20 protein-coding genes are annotated in these 19,785 nt (G+C 70.4%); 13 read left to right on the top strand and 7 right to left on the bottom strand.

Annotated features, from left to right (window positions below; translation table 11 throughout):
- Positions 1-30: 30 nt before the first annotated feature.
- The gene (locus tag BM028_RS02975) at positions 31-798 is read left to right on the top strand and encodes an SDR family NAD(P)-dependent oxidoreductase (RefSeq protein ID WP_070416862.1); all 768 of its coding nucleotides are present in this window, start codon (positions 31-33) and stop codon (positions 796-798) included.
- Positions 799-827: 29 nt separating this feature from the next.
- Here BM028_RS02975 and BM028_RS02970 read toward each other — a convergent pair whose 3' ends face one another.
- A complete protein-coding gene (locus tag BM028_RS02970; protein ID WP_092384439.1) occupies positions 828-1,976 on the bottom strand; it encodes an ATP-binding protein in 1,149 nt (382 codons plus the stop codon).
- A 240-nt stretch (positions 1,977-2,216) separates the two neighbouring features.
- Here BM028_RS02970 and BM028_RS02965 point away from each other — a divergent pair, with 240 nt between their 5' ends.
- From BM028_RS02965 to BM028_RS02915, 11 genes are all read left to right on the top strand, one after another.
- Positions 2,217-2,795, top strand: a complete 579-nt coding sequence (locus BM028_RS02965; protein ID WP_175495970.1) for a nucleotidyltransferase domain-containing protein — start codon at positions 2,217-2,219, stop codon at positions 2,793-2,795.
- A complete protein-coding gene (locus BM028_RS02960) occupies positions 2,792-3,220 on the top strand; it encodes a hypothetical protein (RefSeq protein WP_092384435.1) in 429 nt (142 codons plus the stop codon). The genes BM028_RS02965 and BM028_RS02960 overlap by 4 nt, the downstream gene beginning before the upstream one ends.
- A gap of 21 nt (positions 3,221-3,241) precedes the next feature.
- Positions 3,242-3,655, top strand: coding sequence for a hypothetical protein (locus BM028_RS02955; protein WP_092384433.1), 414 nt, complete (start codon positions 3,242-3,244; stop codon positions 3,653-3,655).
- Positions 3,656-3,830: 175 nt separating this feature from the next.
- Complete coding sequence (locus BM028_RS02950; protein WP_092384951.1) at positions 3,831-4,658, top strand: ABC transporter ATP-binding protein; 828 nt, start codon at positions 3,831-3,833, stop codon at positions 4,656-4,658.
- A 13-nt stretch (positions 4,659-4,671) separates the two neighbouring features.
- Positions 4,672-5,517, top strand: a complete 846-nt coding sequence (locus BM028_RS02945; protein ID WP_083295048.1) for an ABC transporter permease — start codon at positions 4,672-4,674, stop codon at positions 5,515-5,517.
- A gap of 225 nt (positions 5,518-5,742) precedes the next feature.
- Positions 5,743-6,885, top strand: a complete 1,143-nt coding sequence (locus BM028_RS02940; protein ID WP_092384431.1) for an ABC transporter substrate-binding protein — start codon at positions 5,743-5,745, stop codon at positions 6,883-6,885.
- Positions 6,886-6,965: 80 nt separating this feature from the next.
- A complete protein-coding gene (locus tag BM028_RS02935) occupies positions 6,966-8,030 on the top strand; it encodes an LLM class flavin-dependent oxidoreductase (protein WP_092384429.1) in 1,065 nt (354 codons plus the stop codon).
- A complete protein-coding gene (locus BM028_RS02930; RefSeq protein ID WP_092384427.1) occupies positions 8,027-8,716 on the top strand; it encodes a cysteine hydrolase family protein in 690 nt (229 codons plus the stop codon). The genes BM028_RS02935 and BM028_RS02930 overlap by 4 nt, the downstream gene beginning before the upstream one ends.
- A 5-nt stretch (positions 8,717-8,721) precedes the next feature.
- A complete protein-coding gene (locus tag BM028_RS02925; RefSeq protein WP_254789398.1) occupies positions 8,722-10,047 on the top strand; it encodes an NtaA/DmoA family FMN-dependent monooxygenase in 1,326 nt (441 codons plus the stop codon).
- Between the two features lies 1 nt (position 10,048).
- A complete protein-coding gene (locus BM028_RS02920; RefSeq protein ID WP_254789366.1) occupies positions 10,049-11,770 on the top strand; it encodes an MFS transporter in 1,722 nt (573 codons plus the stop codon).
- 39 nt (positions 11,771-11,809) lie between these two features.
- Positions 11,810-12,316, top strand: a complete 507-nt coding sequence (locus BM028_RS02915) for a flavin reductase family protein (RefSeq protein ID WP_092384425.1) — start codon at positions 11,810-11,812, stop codon at positions 12,314-12,316.
- 362 nt (positions 12,317-12,678) lie between these two features.
- Here the strand turns inward: BM028_RS02915 and BM028_RS02910 are convergent, their stop codons facing one another.
- The 5 genes from BM028_RS02910 to BM028_RS02890 form a co-directional block, all read right to left on the bottom strand.
- Entirely contained in the window at positions 12,679-13,491 is an 813-nt protein-coding gene (locus BM028_RS02910; protein WP_055950112.1) for an AAA family ATPase, read from the bottom strand.
- On the bottom strand, positions 13,488-14,879 hold the full coding sequence (locus BM028_RS02905) for a Mu transposase C-terminal domain-containing protein (protein WP_092384423.1): 1,392 nt from the start codon (positions 14,877-14,879) through the stop codon (positions 13,488-13,490). Before BM028_RS02905 ends, BM028_RS02910 begins: the two co-directional genes overlap by 4 nt.
- A 6-nt stretch (positions 14,880-14,885) precedes the next feature.
- Positions 14,886-15,488: a recombinase family protein gene (locus BM028_RS02900; protein ID WP_092384421.1), complete on the bottom strand. Its 603-nt coding sequence runs from the start codon at positions 15,486-15,488 to the stop codon at positions 14,886-14,888.
- Positions 15,489-15,628: 140 nt separating this feature from the next.
- Complete coding sequence (locus tag BM028_RS02895; protein ID WP_055950118.1) at positions 15,629-16,201, bottom strand: uracil-DNA glycosylase family protein; 573 nt, start codon at positions 16,199-16,201, stop codon at positions 15,629-15,631.
- Positions 16,198-17,364 (bottom strand): TDT family transporter, encoded by a 1,167-nt coding sequence (locus BM028_RS02890; protein ID WP_254789365.1) that lies wholly within the window; start codon positions 17,362-17,364, stop codon positions 16,198-16,200. The genes BM028_RS02895 and BM028_RS02890 overlap by 4 nt, the downstream gene beginning before the upstream one ends.
- A 69-nt stretch (positions 17,365-17,433) precedes the next feature.
- Here BM028_RS02890 and BM028_RS02885 point away from each other — a divergent pair, with 69 nt between their 5' ends.
- Positions 17,434-18,360: a LysR family transcriptional regulator gene (locus tag BM028_RS02885; RefSeq protein WP_055950124.1), complete on the top strand. Its 927-nt coding sequence runs from the start codon at positions 17,434-17,436 to the stop codon at positions 18,358-18,360.
- Here BM028_RS02885 and eno read toward each other — a convergent pair.
- Complete coding sequence (eno, locus tag BM028_RS02880; RefSeq protein WP_082473849.1) at positions 18,345-19,679, bottom strand: phosphopyruvate hydratase; 1,335 nt, start codon at positions 19,677-19,679, stop codon at positions 18,345-18,347. The two genes, BM028_RS02885 and eno, sit on opposite strands and share 16 nt — an antisense overlap.
- Between the last annotated feature and the right edge of the window lie 106 nt (positions 19,680-19,785).

Genomic DNA, 19,785 nt, shown 5'->3' with positions numbered 1-19,785 from the left:
GCAGCGAGCGCCTCTCAGTGAGGAGACGACATGACCGACACCACCGCCGGACGGTTCACCGGCAGGACCATCATCGTCACCGGAGCGGGTTCCGGCATCGGACGCGCCACGGCGACGCGCATCGCGAACGAGGGCGGGCGGGTGATCGCCACCGACGTCGTCGCCGAACGGCTCGATGTGCTGCGCGCCGAACTCGTCGACGCCGCCGGCCTCGACGTCGAGACCGTCATCGGCGACGTCGCCGCGCCGGAGACGATCGACGCGCTCCTCGCCGCTGCCGGCGACCGGGTCGACGGGCTCGCGAACGTCGCCGGCATCATGGACGCGTTCCTCCCGCCGAGCGAGGTCGACGACGCCACCTGGGACCGCGTCTTCAGCGTGAACGTCACCGGGCCGATGCGGCTCACCCGAGCGGTCCTGCCGCTGATGATCGCCGCCGGACGCGGTGCGGTCGTGAACGTGGCGTCCGAGGCGGCGCTCCGGGCGTCGGCCGCCGGTGCTGCGTACACGGCGTCGAAGCACGCGATCGCCGGGTTCACGAAGAGCGTCGCGTTCTTCCACGGGCCGCAGGGCATCCGTGCCAACGCCGTCGCGCCCGGTGCGGTGGCGACGAACATCGAGGCGCCGATGCGCAGCGAGTACGCGGCCGGACGGGTGGGGCCGATCATGCAGACGACGATCCCGCCGGTGGCGCAGCCCGAGCAGCTCGCGGCGGCGATCACGTGGTTGCTCAGCGACGACTCGGCCAACGTGAACGGCGCGGTGCTGCCGAGCGACGGCGGGTGGTCGGTGGTCTGAGCGGGGGAGCTGACCGCGAGGGGTGGTGCCTACGTCTCGCTGTCGCGGACGAACGCTGCGAACCCCGGGATCGTGAACTCGAGCGTGCCGCGGTCGGCGGGCTGGATGAGTCCCTTGTCGATCAGTCGTGCACGGGGCGTGGAGAGCTGGTTGCTGCCCGTGTTCAGCGATGCCGCGATCGCAGCGCGCGACACCGGCCCGTCCCCGTGTTCAGCGATGGCTGCGAGCATGCGTCGTTCCGACGGAGAGCATGCAGACCATCGTGCTCGGAACAAGGCATCGAGGTCCGCCTGCATCGCGTCGCGTCCGTGCTCGACCGCGCTGAGCTCGATGGCGCTTCCCGGATCGGGCCGTCCTGCAGCCGTCCAGGCCGAATCCGCGATGAGTTGCACGAAGTAGGGGTATCCCTGCGCGATCGCGAGAGCACGGTCGACCGCGGGCTGCGTCCAGTGGACCCCGAGTGCGCGAGCGGGTCCGATGAGTGCGATCTCCTCGGCCTCGCGGTGGAGCGGCCCGAGCGGGCGGTACGCAAGCCGTTCGCTGAACGTGACGATCCCGGCGATGGTCTCGGGTGCGTTCGGGAGCCCTGCAGCGAACACGGCTGCCGGGACGTCCGCGCCTTCGGCTTGGAGATGCTGCCAGGCGTACACCAGCGTCCGGAGCCCCGAGGGATCGGCGGACTGGATCTCGTCGATCAGGATCACCAGTGGTCGTTCCGCGACGGCCGCCCGGATCACTGCCTCGAGAGCACGCGCTCCGGACTGCTCCGGACGGTCACCGTCGGTCGGTGGTCGGAACGTGCTGGTCGCGGTCGCGATGCCGGGGACCCCGACCGAGAGCTGCAGTGTCTCGATCCGTTCCCGCAGCCCGGTCTTGACGTGCTCGGCCAAGCCGTCCGTGATGGTGTGGACACTCGCTGCGATCTGCGCGATGAGTCCTTGCTCCTCGCCCGCGGTCACCCACACCGTCGCCGCGCCGCGGGCCGACGCGCGTCGCTGGTACTCGCGGAGCAGCGACGTCTTCCCGAATCCTCGGGCGGCGTGGTCGACGCGGATCCGTCCGACGAGCCGCCCGAGGTCGATGAGCGTCGAGAGGCGTTCGTCGACCTCGGCGAGCTGCCGGGCGCGACCGGGCACGATCCGTGCGACTTCTCCGGGCGTGTACGGACTCGGCTGCATCAATCCTCGATCGATTGTTATGAAACTGCTCTTTCATAACAGTGTATCGGCGCGGGTGACGCCGCCTACACTGCCGACATGACCGAGGTCCCCGACGCCCGCTCCGGAGTGGGCCGGTTCGCTCTCGACTCCGCGAACGACGGATGCTGAGGGGATCTACCAACAGGGGGCGGAGTGGTAGAAAACTACCGATTGCGGTAGTTTTCTACCATTATGCAGCTCCAGCGCCCGTTCGCTTCCGTGACCACTGCGATCGACGGTGACGTGCTGATGGTGCTCTCCCGAGCGGCCGGACCGATGACGATCGCGGACATCAGTCGGCTCGTGCCCGATCGCTCGTACGCCGGTGTGCGGAACAGCGCCGACCGGCTGACGGAACAGGGCATCGTCAACGGGTTCCGGACCGGACGGACGAAGGCGTTCGCGCTGAACCCCGACCACCTCGCCGCTGGTGCGGTCCGAGCGCTGGCGGACATGCGGCGCGAGCTCCTCGAGCGGCTCACCGTCGGGTGCGACGGCCTCCCACTCCGGTACGCGGCCGTGTTCGGCTCCGGTGCCCGGGGTGAGATGCGGCCGGACAGTGACCTCGACCTCTGCTTCGTCGTCATCGCCGGGCGTCGTCCCGAGGCGGAGGACGCCATCCACGCGCTGTGCGAACGCGCGCAGGGGTGGACCGGGAACGTCGTGCGTCAGGTGGTCTTCGACGAGAGCGAGATCGACGCTGCGGATCCGCTCCTCGCGTCCGTCGCCAGGGACGGTGTTCCCATCGCAGGTGATGGTCGTTGGCTGTCCCGGAAGCTCCGTACGCTGGCCGGGTGACACCGCGTACCGGCACCACCGCGCAGGGCGACGAGTCGTTCCGCCGGGGCCGACTCGCGAAGGCCACCGAGTTCCTCGACGCTGCCGACACGCTGCGCGAGCTCGGGGGAGAGTCGGGGGTGCTCACCTCGACGTCGCCGTTCGCGAACGCCTTCGTCGTGCAGTGCGTGCTGAGCGGGATCGCCGCGGCGGACGCGATCTGCGTCGCGAGGACCGGCAGGTACTCGCGGACCGGTGCCCACGACGAGGCCGTTCCGGTGCTCCGAGCGGCGGCCGGCCAGGCGGTCGCGAAGCACCTCGAGGTACTCCTCGCCGTGAAGAACAAGGCCGAGTACAACGCGAAGTCCGTGAGTGACACGGACATCGTGCGCGCGGCAGCGGCAGCGGCGGCGGAGGCACTGGAGTCGGCGGCGCGCTCGGACTGAGCGGCCGCCTACACTGCCGACATGACCGAGGTCCCCGACGCCCGCTCCGACTGGGGCCGGTTCGCCCCCGACTCCGTCGAGCGGCGGATGCTCGACGACACCGGGACCGCACTCGGGCTCGTCCTCCGTCCCCGCACCGTCGTGCTCGACCGTGCCCGGGTCGAGGTCGAGGGCATCGACGCCGACGACCGCGTGGTGGTGCAGCTCGTGGCGAACCAGGGCGCCTACAAGCCGGCCTGGCGCAACAAGGTGATGGCCGACCTGTTCAAGCTGCTGTGGCTGCGGCAGTCCGTCCCCGGGGTCGAGCGGGCCGTCCTCGTCGTCGCCGAACCCGCTGCGCGGGCGCTCGCCGGGTGGGTCTCGGTGGCCGCCGAGGACCTCGGGATCGAGGTGCTCGTCTGGGACGGGCGGACGGCGGCGCCCTCGCAGCGCTGACCTCGTGCAGTCGTTCACACGTTCGCAACACATGTGGCCCGACTCCGTAACACGAGCGTCCTAACCTCGTCACCAGCAGCGGATTTCCGCGTCGCAGACGAACCCGAGCTCGCGACGCACGCTCTCCGCCATACGAGACCGAGCCTGCGTGCTCGCCCACGGTATGGAGGAACGGATGACCACAGCAGCGGTCCGGGTGGACGCGGTGCGCAAGGTGTACGGCAGCGGTCCGAGCGCCATGGAGGCCCTCGACGACGTCGAGCTGACGATCGAGCCCGGGAAGTTCGTGTCGCTCATCGGCCCGAGCGGCTGCGGGAAGTCGACGCTGCTGCGGCTCGTCGCCGGCCTGGAGCCCGCCGACCGCGGCGACGTGCAGGTCCACGGCGTCACCCCGGCGCAGGCGTGCGCGGCGAAGCTCATCGGCCTCGTGCCCCAGACGCCGGCGCTGCTGCCCTGGCTCACCGTGCTGCAGAACGTCTCCCTCGCCGGACGGGTCAACCCCGGTGCCGGTCGTCGGCGCGCCGCCATCGAGGACCTCGCGGAGCGCGGTGCGGACAGTGGCCCGGACATGCGACAGCTGCTCCGGATGGCCGGGCTCGGTGAGGCGGAGGACAAGCTGCCCGCCCAGCTCTCCGGTGGCATGCAGCAGCGTGCGGCGATCGTCCGGGCGTTCGGCCTGCGCCCCGACGTCCTGCTCATGGACGAGCCGTTCTCGGCCCTCGACGAGTTCACCCGCGAGGCCCTGCAGGACCAGCTGCTCGACCTCTGGGACGAGCTGCGGACGACGGTGCTCTTCGTCACGCACTCGGTGTCCGAGGCGGTCCGGATGTCGGACACCGTGGTCGTGATGGCGCCGCGCCCCGGGCGCATCGTCGACGTCATCGACATCGACCTGCCGCGACCGCGGAACCAGCGTCTGTTCGAGGAACGGCGCTTCCACGAGTACGAGGACCTCGTCCGCACGCGGTTGCACAGCGCGTGGCGTGCGACGGACGCGGCCTGAGGGAGACGACACGATGACCACCACCAGCACGACCTCCACCGCCTCCGCCACGACCACCACCGCCGAGTCCGAGGCCGCAGCGACCCGTCGGCCGCTCCCGGGTTGGATCCGTCCGACGGTCTGGGCGCCCCTCGTCGTGATGCTCGCCGTCCTCGCCGTGCTCTGGCAGATCGGCGCGACGACGATGCCGTACCTGCTGCCGCCGCTGCCCGCGGTGGGGGAGACCCTCGCCACGCAGCTGCCCTACTACCTGCAGAACGCCGGGATCACCCTCGTCGAGTCGCTCGTCGGCCTCGGCATCGGGTTCGTGGCCGCGTTCGTCCTCGCCGTGCTGACGAGCGAGCTGCCGATCGTCCGCCGCGCGGTGATGCCGATCGCGATCGTCCTCAACGTGACGCCGCTGGTCGCGATCGCCCCGGCCCTGGTGGTGGCGTTCGGGTTCGGCCCGCTGCCGAAGCTCGTGATCACGGCGCTCATCTGCTTCTTCCCGATCCTCATCAACACCGCGGCCGGGCTCCGGTCCGTCCCGCAGCCCGTGCTGCAGGTGTACCGGACGATCGACGCGTCCCGCCTCGAGATGCTCGTGCACCTGCGGATCCCGAACGCCCTGCCGTTCGTCTTCGCGGCGCTCCGCATCGTGTTCCCGCTGTCGATCATCGGCGCGGTCGTGGCGGAACTCTCCGCGTCGGGCTCGACGGGCGGGCTCGGCACCGTGATCAGCACGGCGTCGTCCATGAACCAGCTCGCCGTGGTGTACGCCGCGATCGCGATCCTCGCGGTGATGGGCGTGGTCCTGCTCGGACTCATCTCGCTCGTCGAGCGGCGGGTCCTCCGCTGGCACCGCACCGCGAACGACTGACGGCGACCGCCGACCGCTGACCGCCGTCCCGCCACCCGCCGCCCCGCCCGGCCACCGCACCGCCCGCCGCCCCGCGGCCGAGCAGCACCACACGCCGGCGCGAGCCTGCCCACGCGACGCCAGCCGCGCCTCCAGGCCGACACCCGGCGACCACCCCGACCCACTCGACCCGCACCCCGCCCCGCCCCCGCCCTGCACCACCCATCCCTTCCCACAGGAGTGACCATGCAGCACCGCACCCACCCGCACCGCACCCGCCCGCACCGCACCACGGCCGCGCTCGCGGCCCTCGCCGCCACCGCCGCCGTGGCCCTCGCCCTCACCGGCTGCAGCACCGGCTCGAGCGCGGGCACCGGCTCGTCCGAGGGCAGCGCCATCTCCGCCGAACGGTGCAAGGAGAACAAGGCCGCCGGCCCCATCACCTACCTGTCCGGCTACCAGTACCAGTCCTCGGCGTCGATCCTCGAGTACATCGCGGCCGACGAACTGGGCTACTTCAAGGACCTCTGCCTCGACGTCACCCTCAAGCCCGGCTCGGGCGACACCGCGCAGAACACCAAGCTCCTCGCGAGCGGCCAGGCGACCGTGTCGGCCGTCGCGGAGCAGGACCTCATCCAGGCCCGGGCGAACGGCATCGACATCACCGGCATCTCGTCCTACTCGAACGCCGGGCTCGACATCCTGATGACGAACAAGGACATCACGAAGCTCCCGCAGCTCGACGGGAAGGTCGTCGGCCACAAGGGCTACGTCCCCGCCTCCGTCCGGGCGATGATGGAGAAGGCCGGGGTGGACTGGGACTCGCTCACCCTCGTGAAGGAGGGCTACGACCCCTCGGTCCTGCCGCGCAAGCAGAACGGTCTCGAGGCGCTCACCGGCTTCGTGTCGAACGAGCCGAACCTGCTCAAGGCCGCCGGCGACGACGTCACCGTGTGGCAGCCCGTCGACTACGGGATCCCCTCGTCGATCGGCGCGATGGCCGTGAACCCCGCGTTCGCGAAGGCACACCCGACCGCCGTCGAGGACGTCCTGCGCGCCGCCCTGCACGCCTACGACTTCTGCTCGTCGAGCGCCGCGAAGACGAAGCAGTGCGTCGGGTACGCCGCGAAGCTCTCCGGCGCGACCTACGACGAGGCGCAGAACGCGAAGATCTGGACGACCGAGACGAAGGTCATCGCGGACAACCCGACGCCGGGCCAGCCGCTCGGGGGTATCGACCCCGACAACGTGTCGAAGCTCGTCGACATGCTGCACCAGTTCGACATCGTGGAGAGCTCGGTGACCGCGGACGACGCGAAGAGCTGGTTCACGAACGAGTACATCGACGCGATCACGAAGGACGGCGAGACCGTCTGGCCCGCGCCGTGACCACGGTGGGTCGCGCGGACGCGCGACCCACCCGGCACGACGTGACACGCACCGAGCAACGACCAGAGAGGCGGCGCACCATGCCCGCGAAGGAGTACGGGATCTTCCTCCCGATCGGCAACGGCGGATGGATGCTCTCCGACACCGCCCCCCACCCCGAGGCGACCTACGCCTGGAACAAGCGCGCAGCCCTGCACGCCGAAGCGATCGGCCTCGACTTCGTGATGTCGATGGCGAAGTGGCGCGGCTTCGGCGGGAGCACCGACCACTGGGGACGCTCCCTCGAGTCGATGACGATGATGGCCGGGATCGCCGAGGCGACCGAGCGCGTGAAGATCTGGGCGACCATGCACGCGAACGTCCACAACCCGGCCGTCGCGGCGAAGATGTACACGACGCTGCAGGACCTCTCCGGGGGTCGGGCGGGCATGAACATCGTCAACGGGGCCTACGCGGCCGAGTTCGAGCAGTTCGGGATCTGGGACGCCGGCCTCAGCCACGCCGACCGCTACCGGATGACCGAGCTCTGGACCGAAGCGGTCACCCGCCTCTGGACCGAGGACAGCGTCACGATGCACACGCCGTACTTCGACCTCGACGCCTGCGAGTCCCGCCCGCACCCGGCCAGCAGGCCGACGATCATCAGCGCCGGCAAGTCCGAGGCCGCTCGCGCGTTCCAGGCGAAGTACGCCGACGGTGCGTTCCTCGCGGCGGACAGCCTCGACGAGATGCGCGACCTGTCCCGCGACGTCCACGACCGCGCGGCCGACGAAGGTCGGGTGTGCCGGACCTACTCGATGCTCACCGTCGTGCAGGACGAGACCGACGAGGCAGCGCAGCGGAAGGTGCGCGCGTGGGGTGCCGGCGTCGACCGCGAGGCACTGGCCTCGATGCGGGCGTCGTGGGGCGTCCCCGCCGAGCAGGCCCGTGCGTGGGCGGACGGTGCTGCCGGTGAGGACGCGTTCCAGACGGCGTACGTCGCCGGTTCCGCCGAGACCGTCACGGAGCACATCGAGTACATCGTCGACCGGGGCGAGCTCGACGGCCTCATGCTGATCTTCCCCGAGTACGACCAGGACATGGTGCGCTTCGGCGAGACCGTCCTGCCGGCACTCCGCCAGCACGACGCGGCGGTCGTCCGGTGACCGGCGGCAGCGGCGGGCTCGACCCGCGACTCGCCCGGTTGCTGGACGCTGGTGGCCGCACGCCGGCGCTCGTCGTCGTCGACGTGCAGCGCGATTTCGGTGAACCCGCGCGCATCGCCGGCTACGGGCTCGACGACCGTGCGTTCGCCGCGGTGGACGCCGCGATCGTCCGGATCGGCGCCCTCGTCGACGAGGCGCGAGCCACCGGCGTCCCCGTCGTCTGGGTGGAGCTCGGCAGCGACCCGTCCGCCCCGTGGCACAGCAGCACGTGGCTGCGCGGCGGTGCGCTCGACGGACCGATGCCGGAGGACGAGCCCTGCCGCATCGGCACCGCCGGCGCCGAGTGGTACCGCACGGCGCCGGCGCCCGGCGAGACCCGCGTCGTCAAGCGCGGCTACAGCGGGTTCCTCGGCACGGACCTGGAGGCGCGGCTCACCACCGCCGGGATCGGCTGGCTGACCGTCGTGGGCCTCACGTCCGAGTGCTGCGTCTTCGCGACGGCGCAGGACGCGATGCAGCTCGGCTGGCCCGTCGTGGTGCCGTCGGACGCCACCGCCGCCTACGACATCGACGTGCACGACGCCGCGCTCACGATGATCGAGCTCAACGTCGGTGTCGTCACGGACGCTGGCGAGACCACCGCGCTGTGGCAGGCGTGGGCGGCGTCGCCGGTGGGTGCCCCGTGAGCGGCATGCACATCGCCTACGACCTGTCCTTCACCCACACCGAGGGGCGCTGGGCGGCACCCGGCAGCTGGGTCGGCCAGGACTTCCCCGACGTCCGCATGTACATGGAGGTGGCCCGGACGGCCGAGCGCGCCGGCGTCGACATGCTGTTCTTCGGCGACGGCTCCGGTGTCCCGAGCACGTGGCGCGGCAGCATCGACCCGGCGGTCGAGTGGGGGATCCAGTGGCCCCGGCAGGACATGTCGCCGGTCATCGCGGCGATGTCGACGGTGACCGAGCACATCGGGTTCGGACTCACCTACTCGTCGACCTTCACGCACCCGTTCTCCACCGCACGGCTGCTCAACTCGCTCGACCACGTCACGGGCGGCCGGATGGCGTTCAACGTCGTCGCGTCCTCGCGGGGTGCGGACGCCGCGAACTACGGCTCCGACCACCTGATCGACCACGACCTCCGGTACGAGCGGATGGAGGAGTTCATCGGCGTCTGCCGTGCGCTCTGGGACTCCGTGGCGCCGGACGCGATCGTCCGCGACCGGGCGACCGGGCGCTTCGCCGACCCGTCGCGCGTGCACCCCATCGACCACGACGGCCGGTTCTTCAAGGTGCGGGGGCCGCTCGCCAGCGTCCCGAGTCCGCAGCGCCACCCGGTCGTCGTGCAGGCCGGCAACTCGCCGCGGGGCATCGCCGCGAGTGCGTCGTTCGCCGACCTCGTGTTCGGGTTCGGGGCGAGCGTCGCCGGGCAGCTCCGACACCGGAACGCCCTCGACGCGGCACTGACGGACGCCGGACGGGACCCCGCCGGGGTCGGGATCCTCTGGGCGACCCAGGTGATCGTCGGCGCGACGGTCGCCGAAGCCCAGGCCCGACGGGACTCGCTCCTGTCGTTCTGGAACCGCGAGGCCGTCGGGACCTTCATCTCGCACAACGCCGGGTACGACTTCTCGACGCTGCCGGCCTCCTTTCGGCTCGGGGACCTGCGCGACGAGATCGTCGCCGCCCAGGCGAGCCCGGCCGGACTCGTCGGCAGCCTGGTCGCCGAGTTCGGGGAGGACCACACGATGGACCGAGACGACTTCTTCGAGCACGGGTGGCGCGCCGCGACCGGCCTCGACCACATGCTCGTCGGCGACGCCGCGGGGGTGGCCGACGCCCTCCAGGAGAACTTCGCCGCGACCGGTGGGCGGGGCGGCTACATGCTGTCCAGCCCGCTCGGGATGCCGTCCGGGTTCGCCGACCTCAGCGAACTGCTCGTGCCGGAGCTCCGCTGCCGCGGGGCCCTCGCGCCGCGGTACCCGGGGGCCACACTCCGCGAGAACCTGGCGGTGTGAGGTGACCCCGGCCCGTCGGTGGCTCGCGCTCGGCGGGCTCTGCCTCGGCTTCTTCATGCTGCTGCTCGACAGCACGATCGTGTCCGTCGCCCTGCCCGACCTCGGGCGTGACCTCGGTGCCGACGCGTCGACGTCGGTGTGGGTGAACAGCGCCTACCTCTTCGCGTTCGCCGTCCCGCTGCTCGTGGCGGGCCGGCTCGGCGACCGGTTCGGACACCGGCGCGTGTACCTCGTCGGGCTCGCGGTCTTCACGATCGCCTCCGTCGGGTGCGCGGCCGCGCCCGGGATCGTCGCCCTCGTCGCCTGGCGTGCGGTCCAGGGCCTCGGCGCTGCGCTGCTCACCCCGCAGTGCCTGACCGTGATCCGGTCGCTGTTCGAACCGCCGAGGCTCGCCGTCGCGCTCGCCGTCTGGAGCGCCGGCGGCGGGGCGGCGACGGTCGCCGGGCCGATCGTCGGCGGGCTGCTCGTCGAGGCGTGGGGGTGGCCGTCGGTGTTCCTCGTGAACGTGCCCGTCGGGATCGTCACGGCGATCGCGGTCCTCCGCTTCGTGCCCGTCTCGCGGCGCATCGCGGTCCCGTTGCCCCTGTTCGCCGTCGTCGGCGTGACCGTGGGGGTCCTCGGCGTGGTCGTCGGCGTGCAGGGCACGGACACCGGGCTGCTCGCCGACCCGGTCGCCCGTGGCGGTGCGGTCCTGCTCGGCGCCGCGGTGGTGGCAGCCGTCCTCGTCCGGCAGCGGCGTGCCGGCGACCGCGCCCTCGTGCCGCTCGCCCTCTTCCGCGACCGCGGTTTCGTGACCGGGTCGTGGGGCGCCACGGCCGCGTCGTTCTGCGTCGGGTCCGCCCCGATCCCGCTCATGCTCGACCTGCAGCAGACCCGCGGGCTGAGTGCGGGATCGGCGGCCCTCGTGCTCGTGCCGATGGGGGTCGCGTGCCTCGCCTCGGCGCCGTTCGTCGGCCGCATGACGAACACCGCCGGGCCCCGGGCGACCGCGACGGTCGGAGCCGTCCTGCTCGTCGTGTCGGTGGCACTGACCGCGGTGCTCGTCGGTGCCGCGGCGCCCCTCTGGACGATCGCCGCGGCCTTCACCGGGTTCGGGATCGCGAACGCGTTCGTCTGGTCGCCGTTCTCCCTCGCCGCGGTCCTCGGTGCGGGTCCCGCGACGGTCGGGGCGGCATCGAGCGTCTTCAACACCGTGAAGCAGCTCGGCGCCGTGCTCGGCAGCACCGCGACGGCCGTGCTGCTCGCCACGGCGGGTGACGCGGTCGCGCTCGGTGCGCTCGCGCTCGTGGCCTGCGGTGCCGTGGTCGCCGCGCGTGCGCTGTCCGGCCGTCCGGGTGCCCCGGTCGTCCTGACCGGCGTGATCGTCCACGGTGCCGGGGTCGGGCACGACCTGGGGTTCCCCACCGCGAACCTGCGGCCCGAGGACGAGTCGGCTGCTCCCGTCCCCGTCGACGGGGTCTACGTCGGGTGGCTCGCGGCTCCCGTCGGCGCTCCGCCACGGCAGGCCCTCGTGTCGATCGGCAGCAACAGCACCTTCCCGGACCGACCGCGCACGGTCGAGATCCACGTGCTCGACTTCGACGGCGACCTGTACGGCTCGGTCGTCGAGCTCACCGTCGGTCGGCGCATCCGACGCCAGCGCACGTTCCGCGGGCCGGACGCGCTCGTCGCCGCGATGCGGTCCGACGAGCGTCGGGCCCGTGCCGTGCTCGCCCGCTCCTGACCGTTCGTCCCCGACCACTCGTTCCCCGAGGAGGACCCCGTGCACGACCACTTCATCGAGGACCCGCTCGACATCCGTGAGGCCATCGCCGAGGTGCCCTCCGTCGTGGCCGCGATCGCCGCGTGCGTCGACGGTTCCCCCGTGGTGATGGTGGCGACGTCCTTCACCGTCGGTGTCTCCTACGACCCGCCGCTGGCGACGATCGCCGTGCAGCACTCGTCCACGACGTGGCCCGACCTCGCAGCAGCGCCGACGCTCGGCATCTCGGTGCTCGGCGACGGACACGGGCCGCACACGGCGCAGTTGGCGTCGCGGGACCGTGCGCGGCGCCTGCACGGCATCGAGTACGCCGCCGCCGGGTCCGGTGCGGTCTTCCTCGACGGTGCCCACTCGTGGTTCGAGTGCTCGGTCGAGGGTGTCCACCGCGCGGGCGACCACGACATCGTGGTGCTCCGTGTCCTCAGGGTCGCGCGGGATGCCGCACGGTCGGCGCTCGTCTGGCACCGGCCGGCGCGCTCGAGGGTCGTCGTCGACGCGCAGCCGTAGTCACGTCGGCTCCGGCGCGGAGGCCATGCGATGCCGTCGCCGCGACGGGCGGCTGAGTCACGACGGCGTGGAACGCGTACAACGCCGCCGCTTGTGGCACCGACCGCTCCTGCAAAGCGGCGTATGACCACGACGCCACGGGCCCGCACTCAGCTGTTGCACGTGGGAGTACCGGCCCGACACGCGACAAAGAGGCGGGATCATGTCGGACGTGGCCGCGAGAGCGACTGACGTCCGGGTCCGAGGTCTGTTCGCTCACCCCGGAAACGATCGTTTGTGGACAGGTGGCCTGGGATCCGCGACGCGCCGGGTTGTGAGCAGCCTCACTCTGAGTCGTCGTTTTCGCTGCGATCGGTGTCCGGTCAGGTGGTGCCGATGACGAGGGTGCTGCGGGCGGCCTCGACGACGTCGTTGGTGATGACGTCGAGCTCGTTGATCTTCAGGACGCGTTGGATCTGAGGGAGGAGGCGCTCAAGGAGCCGGAAGTTGCCGCGGGTGATGCGTTCGACGGCGGCGATGGCTTGCGCGTCGGTGAAGTCGTCGGGGTCGAGCGTCTTGCCGAGCTTGCGCCATTGACGTTCGAGGACGAAGAGCAGCTCGTCGTGGCCGAGCGGACGGTACTGGTGGGCGAAACCGAGGCGGCTGTAGAGCTGCGGGTAATGGCTGAACTGCTTCTCGATGCCGGGCATGCCGATGAGGATCATCGCGATGCCGGTGCGGTCGTATTGGTCGCGGAGCCACTCGATCGCGTTGCCGGTGAGGCGTTCGGACTCGTCGATGATGATCAGCTCGAGCAGGGACGGGTTGGGGCCGTGTGCGTGGTCGAAGTGGCGACCCTGGTGCAGGAGGTGTTCCTCGATGCAGCGTTCGGTGCGGAGCATGTCGTGCCGGAGGTCGTCCTGCAGGGCGCGCATCGTGGCGGAGACCTCGGGCGTGTAGAAGACGGTGCGGGCTCGGTGGGCGGCGGCGTAGATCTTCGTGTCGTCTTCGCTGCGTGCGGCCCATCTGGCGATGAACGGGCCGATGCTGTCCCAGTGGGCGTAGCGGCGTGCGGAGAGGGTTTTGCCGACGCCAGCGGGGCCGAAGCAGACGCCGATGGTGTTCTGCTTCCGGACGGCGTCGGCGAACTCCGCGAAGCGACGGTGTTCCTTCGTGATTATGAACTGGCTCGTCATGACCGGTCCTCCTCGTAGGTCTTTAGTCGCGGTTGATCCGGTGCGGGTGCTGGTGGGGTGTGATCATCGGGTGTCGGGCGGACGATCGCGATGCGTTCGCGGATCTGCCCGCGCAGGGCTCTTCGTTGCGCGTTCCGGGCGGCCTGGATCTGCTTGAGACTGATGGTCTCGGTCTGATGCGCGGTACTGATCGCGGTGCACAGGAACGCGTCGCGGTGAAAGACACGGATCTCGGTGACGTCGCGGGGGTCGTACCGGACGCTGACGGTGCTGCCCACGAAGGGTGCGAGAGTGGTTGCGGTATAGCGGAGCCCTTCAAAGTGGATGCCGTCTCGTTGCACGACGCGCGTGGTCGGGACGGTGAGCAGGAACCCGTCGAGCTGCTCGAGGGAGTCCGGCATTCGTGGCAGCCACCCGTCTGCGATCCACGCTTCCAGTGGGCTCTTCCGGAGCTCGCGGTGGATGCGGGCGTTGTAGCGGCGGATGAACGTGTTGATGGCACTGTCGATACCGGCGAGATCCAGCGCCGGCGTCGGCGCCGAGGATCCGGGTGCGAGGTGGCCGGGGAGCGTTGGGAGCAGCTCGGTGTTGATGGTGCCGAAGAACCGCTCGATCTTCCCGCGGCCCTGGGGGCGAGCGACCTGCGAGTGGATGATGCGGAGGTGCAGCACGGCGGCGGTGTCGCCGATTCGGTGGCTGGTGAAGTCGGACCCGTGGTCTGTGTAGAGCACGTCTGGGATCCCGCAGACAGGCCAGTCCGGTTCCGGCTTGTGCCAGATCGCTTGCCGGAGCGCGAGCGCGGTGTTCGCGGCGGATGGGGCGCCGAGGAACACCATGTACCCGCAGACCGCGCGGGAGTAGTCGTCGAGGATCACCGTCAACCACGGCCGTTCGGGCTTGCCGTCGGGTCCGACGATGAGCAGGTCGAGCATCGTATGGTCCGCCTGCCAGATCGCGTTGGGGCGATCCGCACGACGTCGGAGCAGCAGTTCGTGCTTGTCCCGATATGACCCGGGCCCCTCAAGCGCGAGCGTCACCATCCCGGGATCAAGCCCGTTCACGATCGACCGCACAACGGAGTATGACGGCGCCGAGAGACCTCGTTTGGTGCAGTAATTGTCGACCTGGCGGTGAATCGTGGCGATCGAGGGTCGTGGCTTGGTGAGTGCGAGCCCCTCAATCAGGCGCACCAGTTCCGGTGCCGTCCGTCGGGCGCCGTGATCGGTGCGGGTGCCGTCGGCGAGAGCCGGGTATCCGCCGGTTCGGTAGCGGGCCAGCCAGCGTTGCAGGGTGCGCTCAGCGACGCCCGTGGTGCGGGCCAGGGTGGCGAGCGGGATGGCGTCCTCGACGTGCAGTCGAAGGATGCCCCACCGCTCGCTCGCGTCCATGGCCAGCTACATCGTTGGGGAAGGCTTGGTTCGTCGCGCCGCGACGGGCTCGGCGTGCTTCGCGAGTGCACGGTAGATGGTGGTGCGGCTAACGCCGAGCACGTCGCCGATCTGCGCGACGGTCATGTCCTGCTGCTCGTAGAGCCGGCGCGCGGTCCGCACCTGGTCCACCGAGAGCCGAGATGGTCGGCCGCCGGTGCGGCCGCGGGCTCGAGCGGCGGCAAGGCCGGCGTTGGTGCGTTCCTTGATGAGGTCCCGTTCGAACTCCGCCAACGCGGCGAAGACGTGGAACACGAGCCGGCCGCCGGGCGAGGTGGTGTCGATGGTCTCCTGCAGGGACCGGAACCCGATCCCGCGCTCGGCGAGAGCGTGCAGCTGATCGATGAGGTGCCGGATGGACCGGCCGAGCCGGTCGAGTCGCCAGACGACAAGAGTGTCGCCGGGGCGGAGCTGGTCGAGGAGCTTGTCGAGCTCGGGCCGGTGTTGGAGCGACCCGGACATGGTGTCGACGAACACGCGGTAGCAGCCAGCGGCGTTGAGCGCGTCGATCTGCAGCGACGCGTCCTGGTCTGTGGTGGACACGCGCGCGTACCCGAGAAGGTGACCCATGGGAAGAACGTAGCGAAACTCGACCAGGAGGGGTAGTGGCGGCACGTAGATTCCGGGACTGGGTTCCGCTACAAGACACGGCGCCTCGCACCCTGACTGACCGCCGGTACGGATAGTTGTAGCGGAATCGTTCGTATTTGCTACGTCTGTTGCGCTCGCGCGGCGAGCCGGAGTGCTTGCACGGAACGGAAGTGTTGTTCCGAGCGGTGGCGGCCGTTGGCGGGAGACGGATGTGGTGCTGCGATGACCGGGAGGAGTCGGGGGTGCTCGTCCAGGGTGAGGTGTCGCATGACGCCGTCGAGGGCGACGGCCCCGTACGTGACGATCGCAGTGAGCGCGGGGAGGGCCGCGAGCAGTGTGGCAAGGGCATGCCGCCCCTCGTCGATGTCCGCGAGTCGCACGCGGTCGGGCAGTTCCCATGGGATGAGGTTCCAGCGGACGTACTCGCCGCGTGCGAGTCCGGACTCGATACGGGCTGCTCGGAACGCGGCCGCGGTCGGGCCCGGGTTGTCCTCGCTGCAGATAGCTGCGTGCGCTGCGGCGATGGTCTGGGGGCCGGGCGACTGCATCAGGACCAGGACGCGGCTGGACCTGCCGCCGGATCGTGGGTCGAAGCTCGGGACGAACCGTCGGCTGCCGTCGGGCGCGGTCCGCCACGTCTCCGCGAGACCGTTCAGCGATCGAACGTCAGCGAGTTCCTCGGGGGTACTCATGCCGGCTGTGGCGGTGCCAGCAGGGTGCCACGGATGACGGATCCGTGAAAGGTGCGAAGGGCAACGGTGATCCATGCGGCGACGAGGCCGGCGTAGTAGATGACGGCGAGGACGGCAACGACGGTCAGGCCTGAGTGCAGGGCGAGCCCGTTGAGTCCGGTGACGCAGGTGCCGACGGGGAACGTGAACGACCACCAGGTCAGGCTGAACGGCAGGTGTTCGCGGGCGGTCCGGACAGTCACGGCGAGGGCGATGACGGTCCACAGCAGCGCGAAGCCGAGCATCGCGAACCCGTACACCAGCGCCACGATCAGGAGCGCGTGGGCGGTGGATTCGTCGACGACGGTGGGGGCGTTCGAGGCGAGGAGGTTCACCGCCGTGATCGACTGTCCGACCGGTCCGAGGACGATCCACAGGGTCGGCACCATTCCGGCGGCACCGACCTTGTGGAGCGCGAGCCGGTTCCAGATCAACGTGATCACGACCAGCGACGTCACGAGACTGAGGCCGAAGAAGCCGTAGCAGGACCACAGCAGTGTCTCGCGCCACTGTCCGGCGGGGGCGTAGGGCAGGAGGAGCGCGCCGGTGGACGCGGACACCATCGGCGGGACGATCGGCATCAGCCAACCGCCGAACGCGGAGTCGGGCTTGTTCTCGTGGCGGGTGAACGCCAGGTACGGCACCAGGACTGCCGTGAGCAGTCCTCCGATGGTGCCGATGGTCCACAGGACCCAGTCGATGGTCACGGCGGCGGGCAGGCCGATCCAGTCCTTGCCGAGCAGGAGTGTCCCGGCGCCGACGGTGAGGAACGCCATCGGTGGTGCGCCGTAGAAGTGGGAGATGACCGGGTTGAGGTGGTGCCCGGCTGCGGTGCTCCGGTAGCGGATCCAGTGCAGCACCGTCGCGATCGTGAGGGCGACGAGGAACACCGCGGCGATCGCCCACACGACCGTCGCCGCGAACCGGAGTCCCGGGAACTGCAGTGGGAGTGACGCAGCTGCGACGGCGACGATGCCCGTGCCCATGATCGACGCGAACCAGTTCGGTGTGAGATTCGACACGATCAGGCCCGGCCGCTCCAGATCGCGGAACAACGCCGTCTGCGGCCGTTGGGGCAGCTGGCTACCGTTCGCGGGTGCAGGGTCGGTGCGGAGCGTTGTCATGGGCCAAGCCTGCGCGAATCCTGCCTCTGGCGGTACCGGGAACCTCTTGGCGGGGCACAATCGTTGATTGTGACACTACGGCGACTCACGGACCGAACGCTCGACCTCGACACACTCGACGTGCTCGCACGCGTCGCCGAGACCGGCTCGCTCTCCGCTGCCGCTGGAGCGCTCGGCGTCACGCAACAGGCAGTGTCTGCTCGGATCCGGGTCGCCGAGCGCATGGTCGGTCACTTGTTGGTGCACCGCTCGACCACGGGGTCGGTGCTGACCGAGACCGGCCGGCTCGTCGTCGGGCTGGCCGGACCGGTCCTCGACGCGTCTCGCCACCTCGAGGCAGGAGTGGCTGTGCTGCGGGCTCCGACGGGTTCGCTCGTCGTCGCGGCGTCACAGACCATCGCGGAGCTGCTGCTGCCGGGCTGGCTGCTCGAATTCCGCCGCCGTGAACCCGACGTGCGGGTGCGTCTGATCGCGGGCAACTCCGCCGCGGTGGCGGATCTCGTGCAGTCGGGTGGCGCGGACCTCGGGTTCACGGAGACCCCGGTGGTGGCGGCAGGTGTGTCCGCGCAGGTGATCGCGGACGATGAGCTCGCGGTCGTCGTTGCGCCGGACCATCCCTGGGCTCGGTCGACCGGGATCACTGCGGAGGTCCTGGCGGCGACGGCTCTGCTCCTGCGGGAAGAAGGTTCCGGGACTCGCGCGACCCTCGCCGCATGGCTCAGGGAGGCCGGTTTGAGCATGTCGGTTCCGGCCGCGGTGCTGGAGACCACGAGCATCATCCGGGCGAACGCACAGGCCGGAATCGCACCGGCGGTGATGAGCCTTCGCACGGTCGCCGCCGACATCAACGACGGGTCGCTGGTGCGGGTCCCGCTCGCCGGGCCGCCACTTGCCCGGCCGTTGCGGGCGATCTGGTCGGGAGAGCCCCAGCCAGCTGGTTCTGCTTTCCTGCGCGTCGCCCACGAGGTGGCCGGTCGGGGTCAGCGCAGCCCGTAGGGCAGCTCCGGATTGTTCTCCGCGATCTCGGTGAGCCGGTTGTACTTCGCGACGCGTTCTCCGCGGGCGGGGGCGCCGGACTTGATCTGTCCGGTTCCGCTGCCGACGACGAGGTCCGCGATGAACGTGTCGGTGGTTTCCCCGGACCGGTGCGACACCATGCTCCGCATCCCGAGCGAGCGTGCGACGCCGATCGCGTCGAGGGTCTGGGAGACGGTGCCGATCTGGTTCGGCTTGATGAGCGCTGCATTCGAGAGCCCGTCCTTCCCGCCGTCGCGGATGCGCTGCGGATCGGTGACGTAGAGATCATCGCCGACGATCTGGAGCATGCCGCCGAGCGCGGACGACATCGCCTTCCAGCCGCCGTGGTCATCTTCGGAGAAGCCGTCTTCGATGCTCCGGATCGGATACCGGCTGATGAGGTCGCGGTAGTAGTCGACCATGCCTGCGCGGTCGAGCCGGCGGTCCACGACCCGGTAGCTACCGTCACCGAGCGCGAACTCGTTCGCCGCCGGGTCGAGTGCGATCGCGACGGTGTCGACGCCGGGCTCGTAGCCAGCGGCACTGATCGCGGCGACGAGGAGGTCGAGGGCCTCCTCGGGCGCGGCGATCGATGGCGCGAAGCCACCTTCGTCGCCGAGACCGAGACTGCCGAACCGTTCCCGGACCAGTGCCGCCAGTGCGTGGTAGACGTCTGACCCGATCCGAACCGCGTCGGTCATGGTGTCGGCGTTCACCGGGGCGATCATGAACTCCTGGAAGTCGAGCGCGTTCGCTGCGTGCGCTCCGCCGTTGAGGACGTTGAAGTGCGGGACGGGCAAGCGAGGCGTGCTGCCGGTGACGTCTGCGATCCAACGCCAGAGCGGCAGCTCCGCTGCGGCGGCGAGAGCGCGTGCCATCGCGATCGAGGTCGCGACGACACTGTTCGCGCCGAGCCGGCGGTAATTCGGGGTGCTGTCGAGGGCAGCGAGGGCGGCGTCGACCTGCCCGATTGAGGTCCACGACTGGCCGGTGATCATCGGTGCGACGTCCGCCGTGATGAGGTGCAGTGCCTGGCTCACGTCGCGGCCGCCGTAGCTGCTGCCGCCGTCGCGAAGCTCGACAGCCTCATGCGCGCCAGTGGATGCGCCTGCGGGGGCGTCGCCGGTGACGACGGTGCCGTCCTCGAGCTCGAGATGCACCTGGATCGTTGGGTAGCCGCGGGAGTCGAGGATCCGGGAGCCGTGCAGGCTGCTGATGGTGACGGGGCGGCTGGTGTGGGTCACGTACTCGCCCTGATGGTGGGTGGTGTGGTGGACGTTGCTGATGTAGTCGTTCATGGCGGTTGTCGCCTTTCGGGTTCGTCGTGCGGGTGTGGGCCGCGGGGAGGCGGAGGGACGACCTCCTGGCGATCACTGGGCGCCAGTTGCCTCCCCGCGGCGGTTC

This window comes from Curtobacterium sp. YR515 (genome assembly GCF_900113095.1).
Lineage (GTDB): Bacteria > Actinomycetota > Actinomycetes > Actinomycetales > Microbacteriaceae > Curtobacterium.
This window is presented reverse-complemented; position numbering and strand designations above follow the sequence as displayed.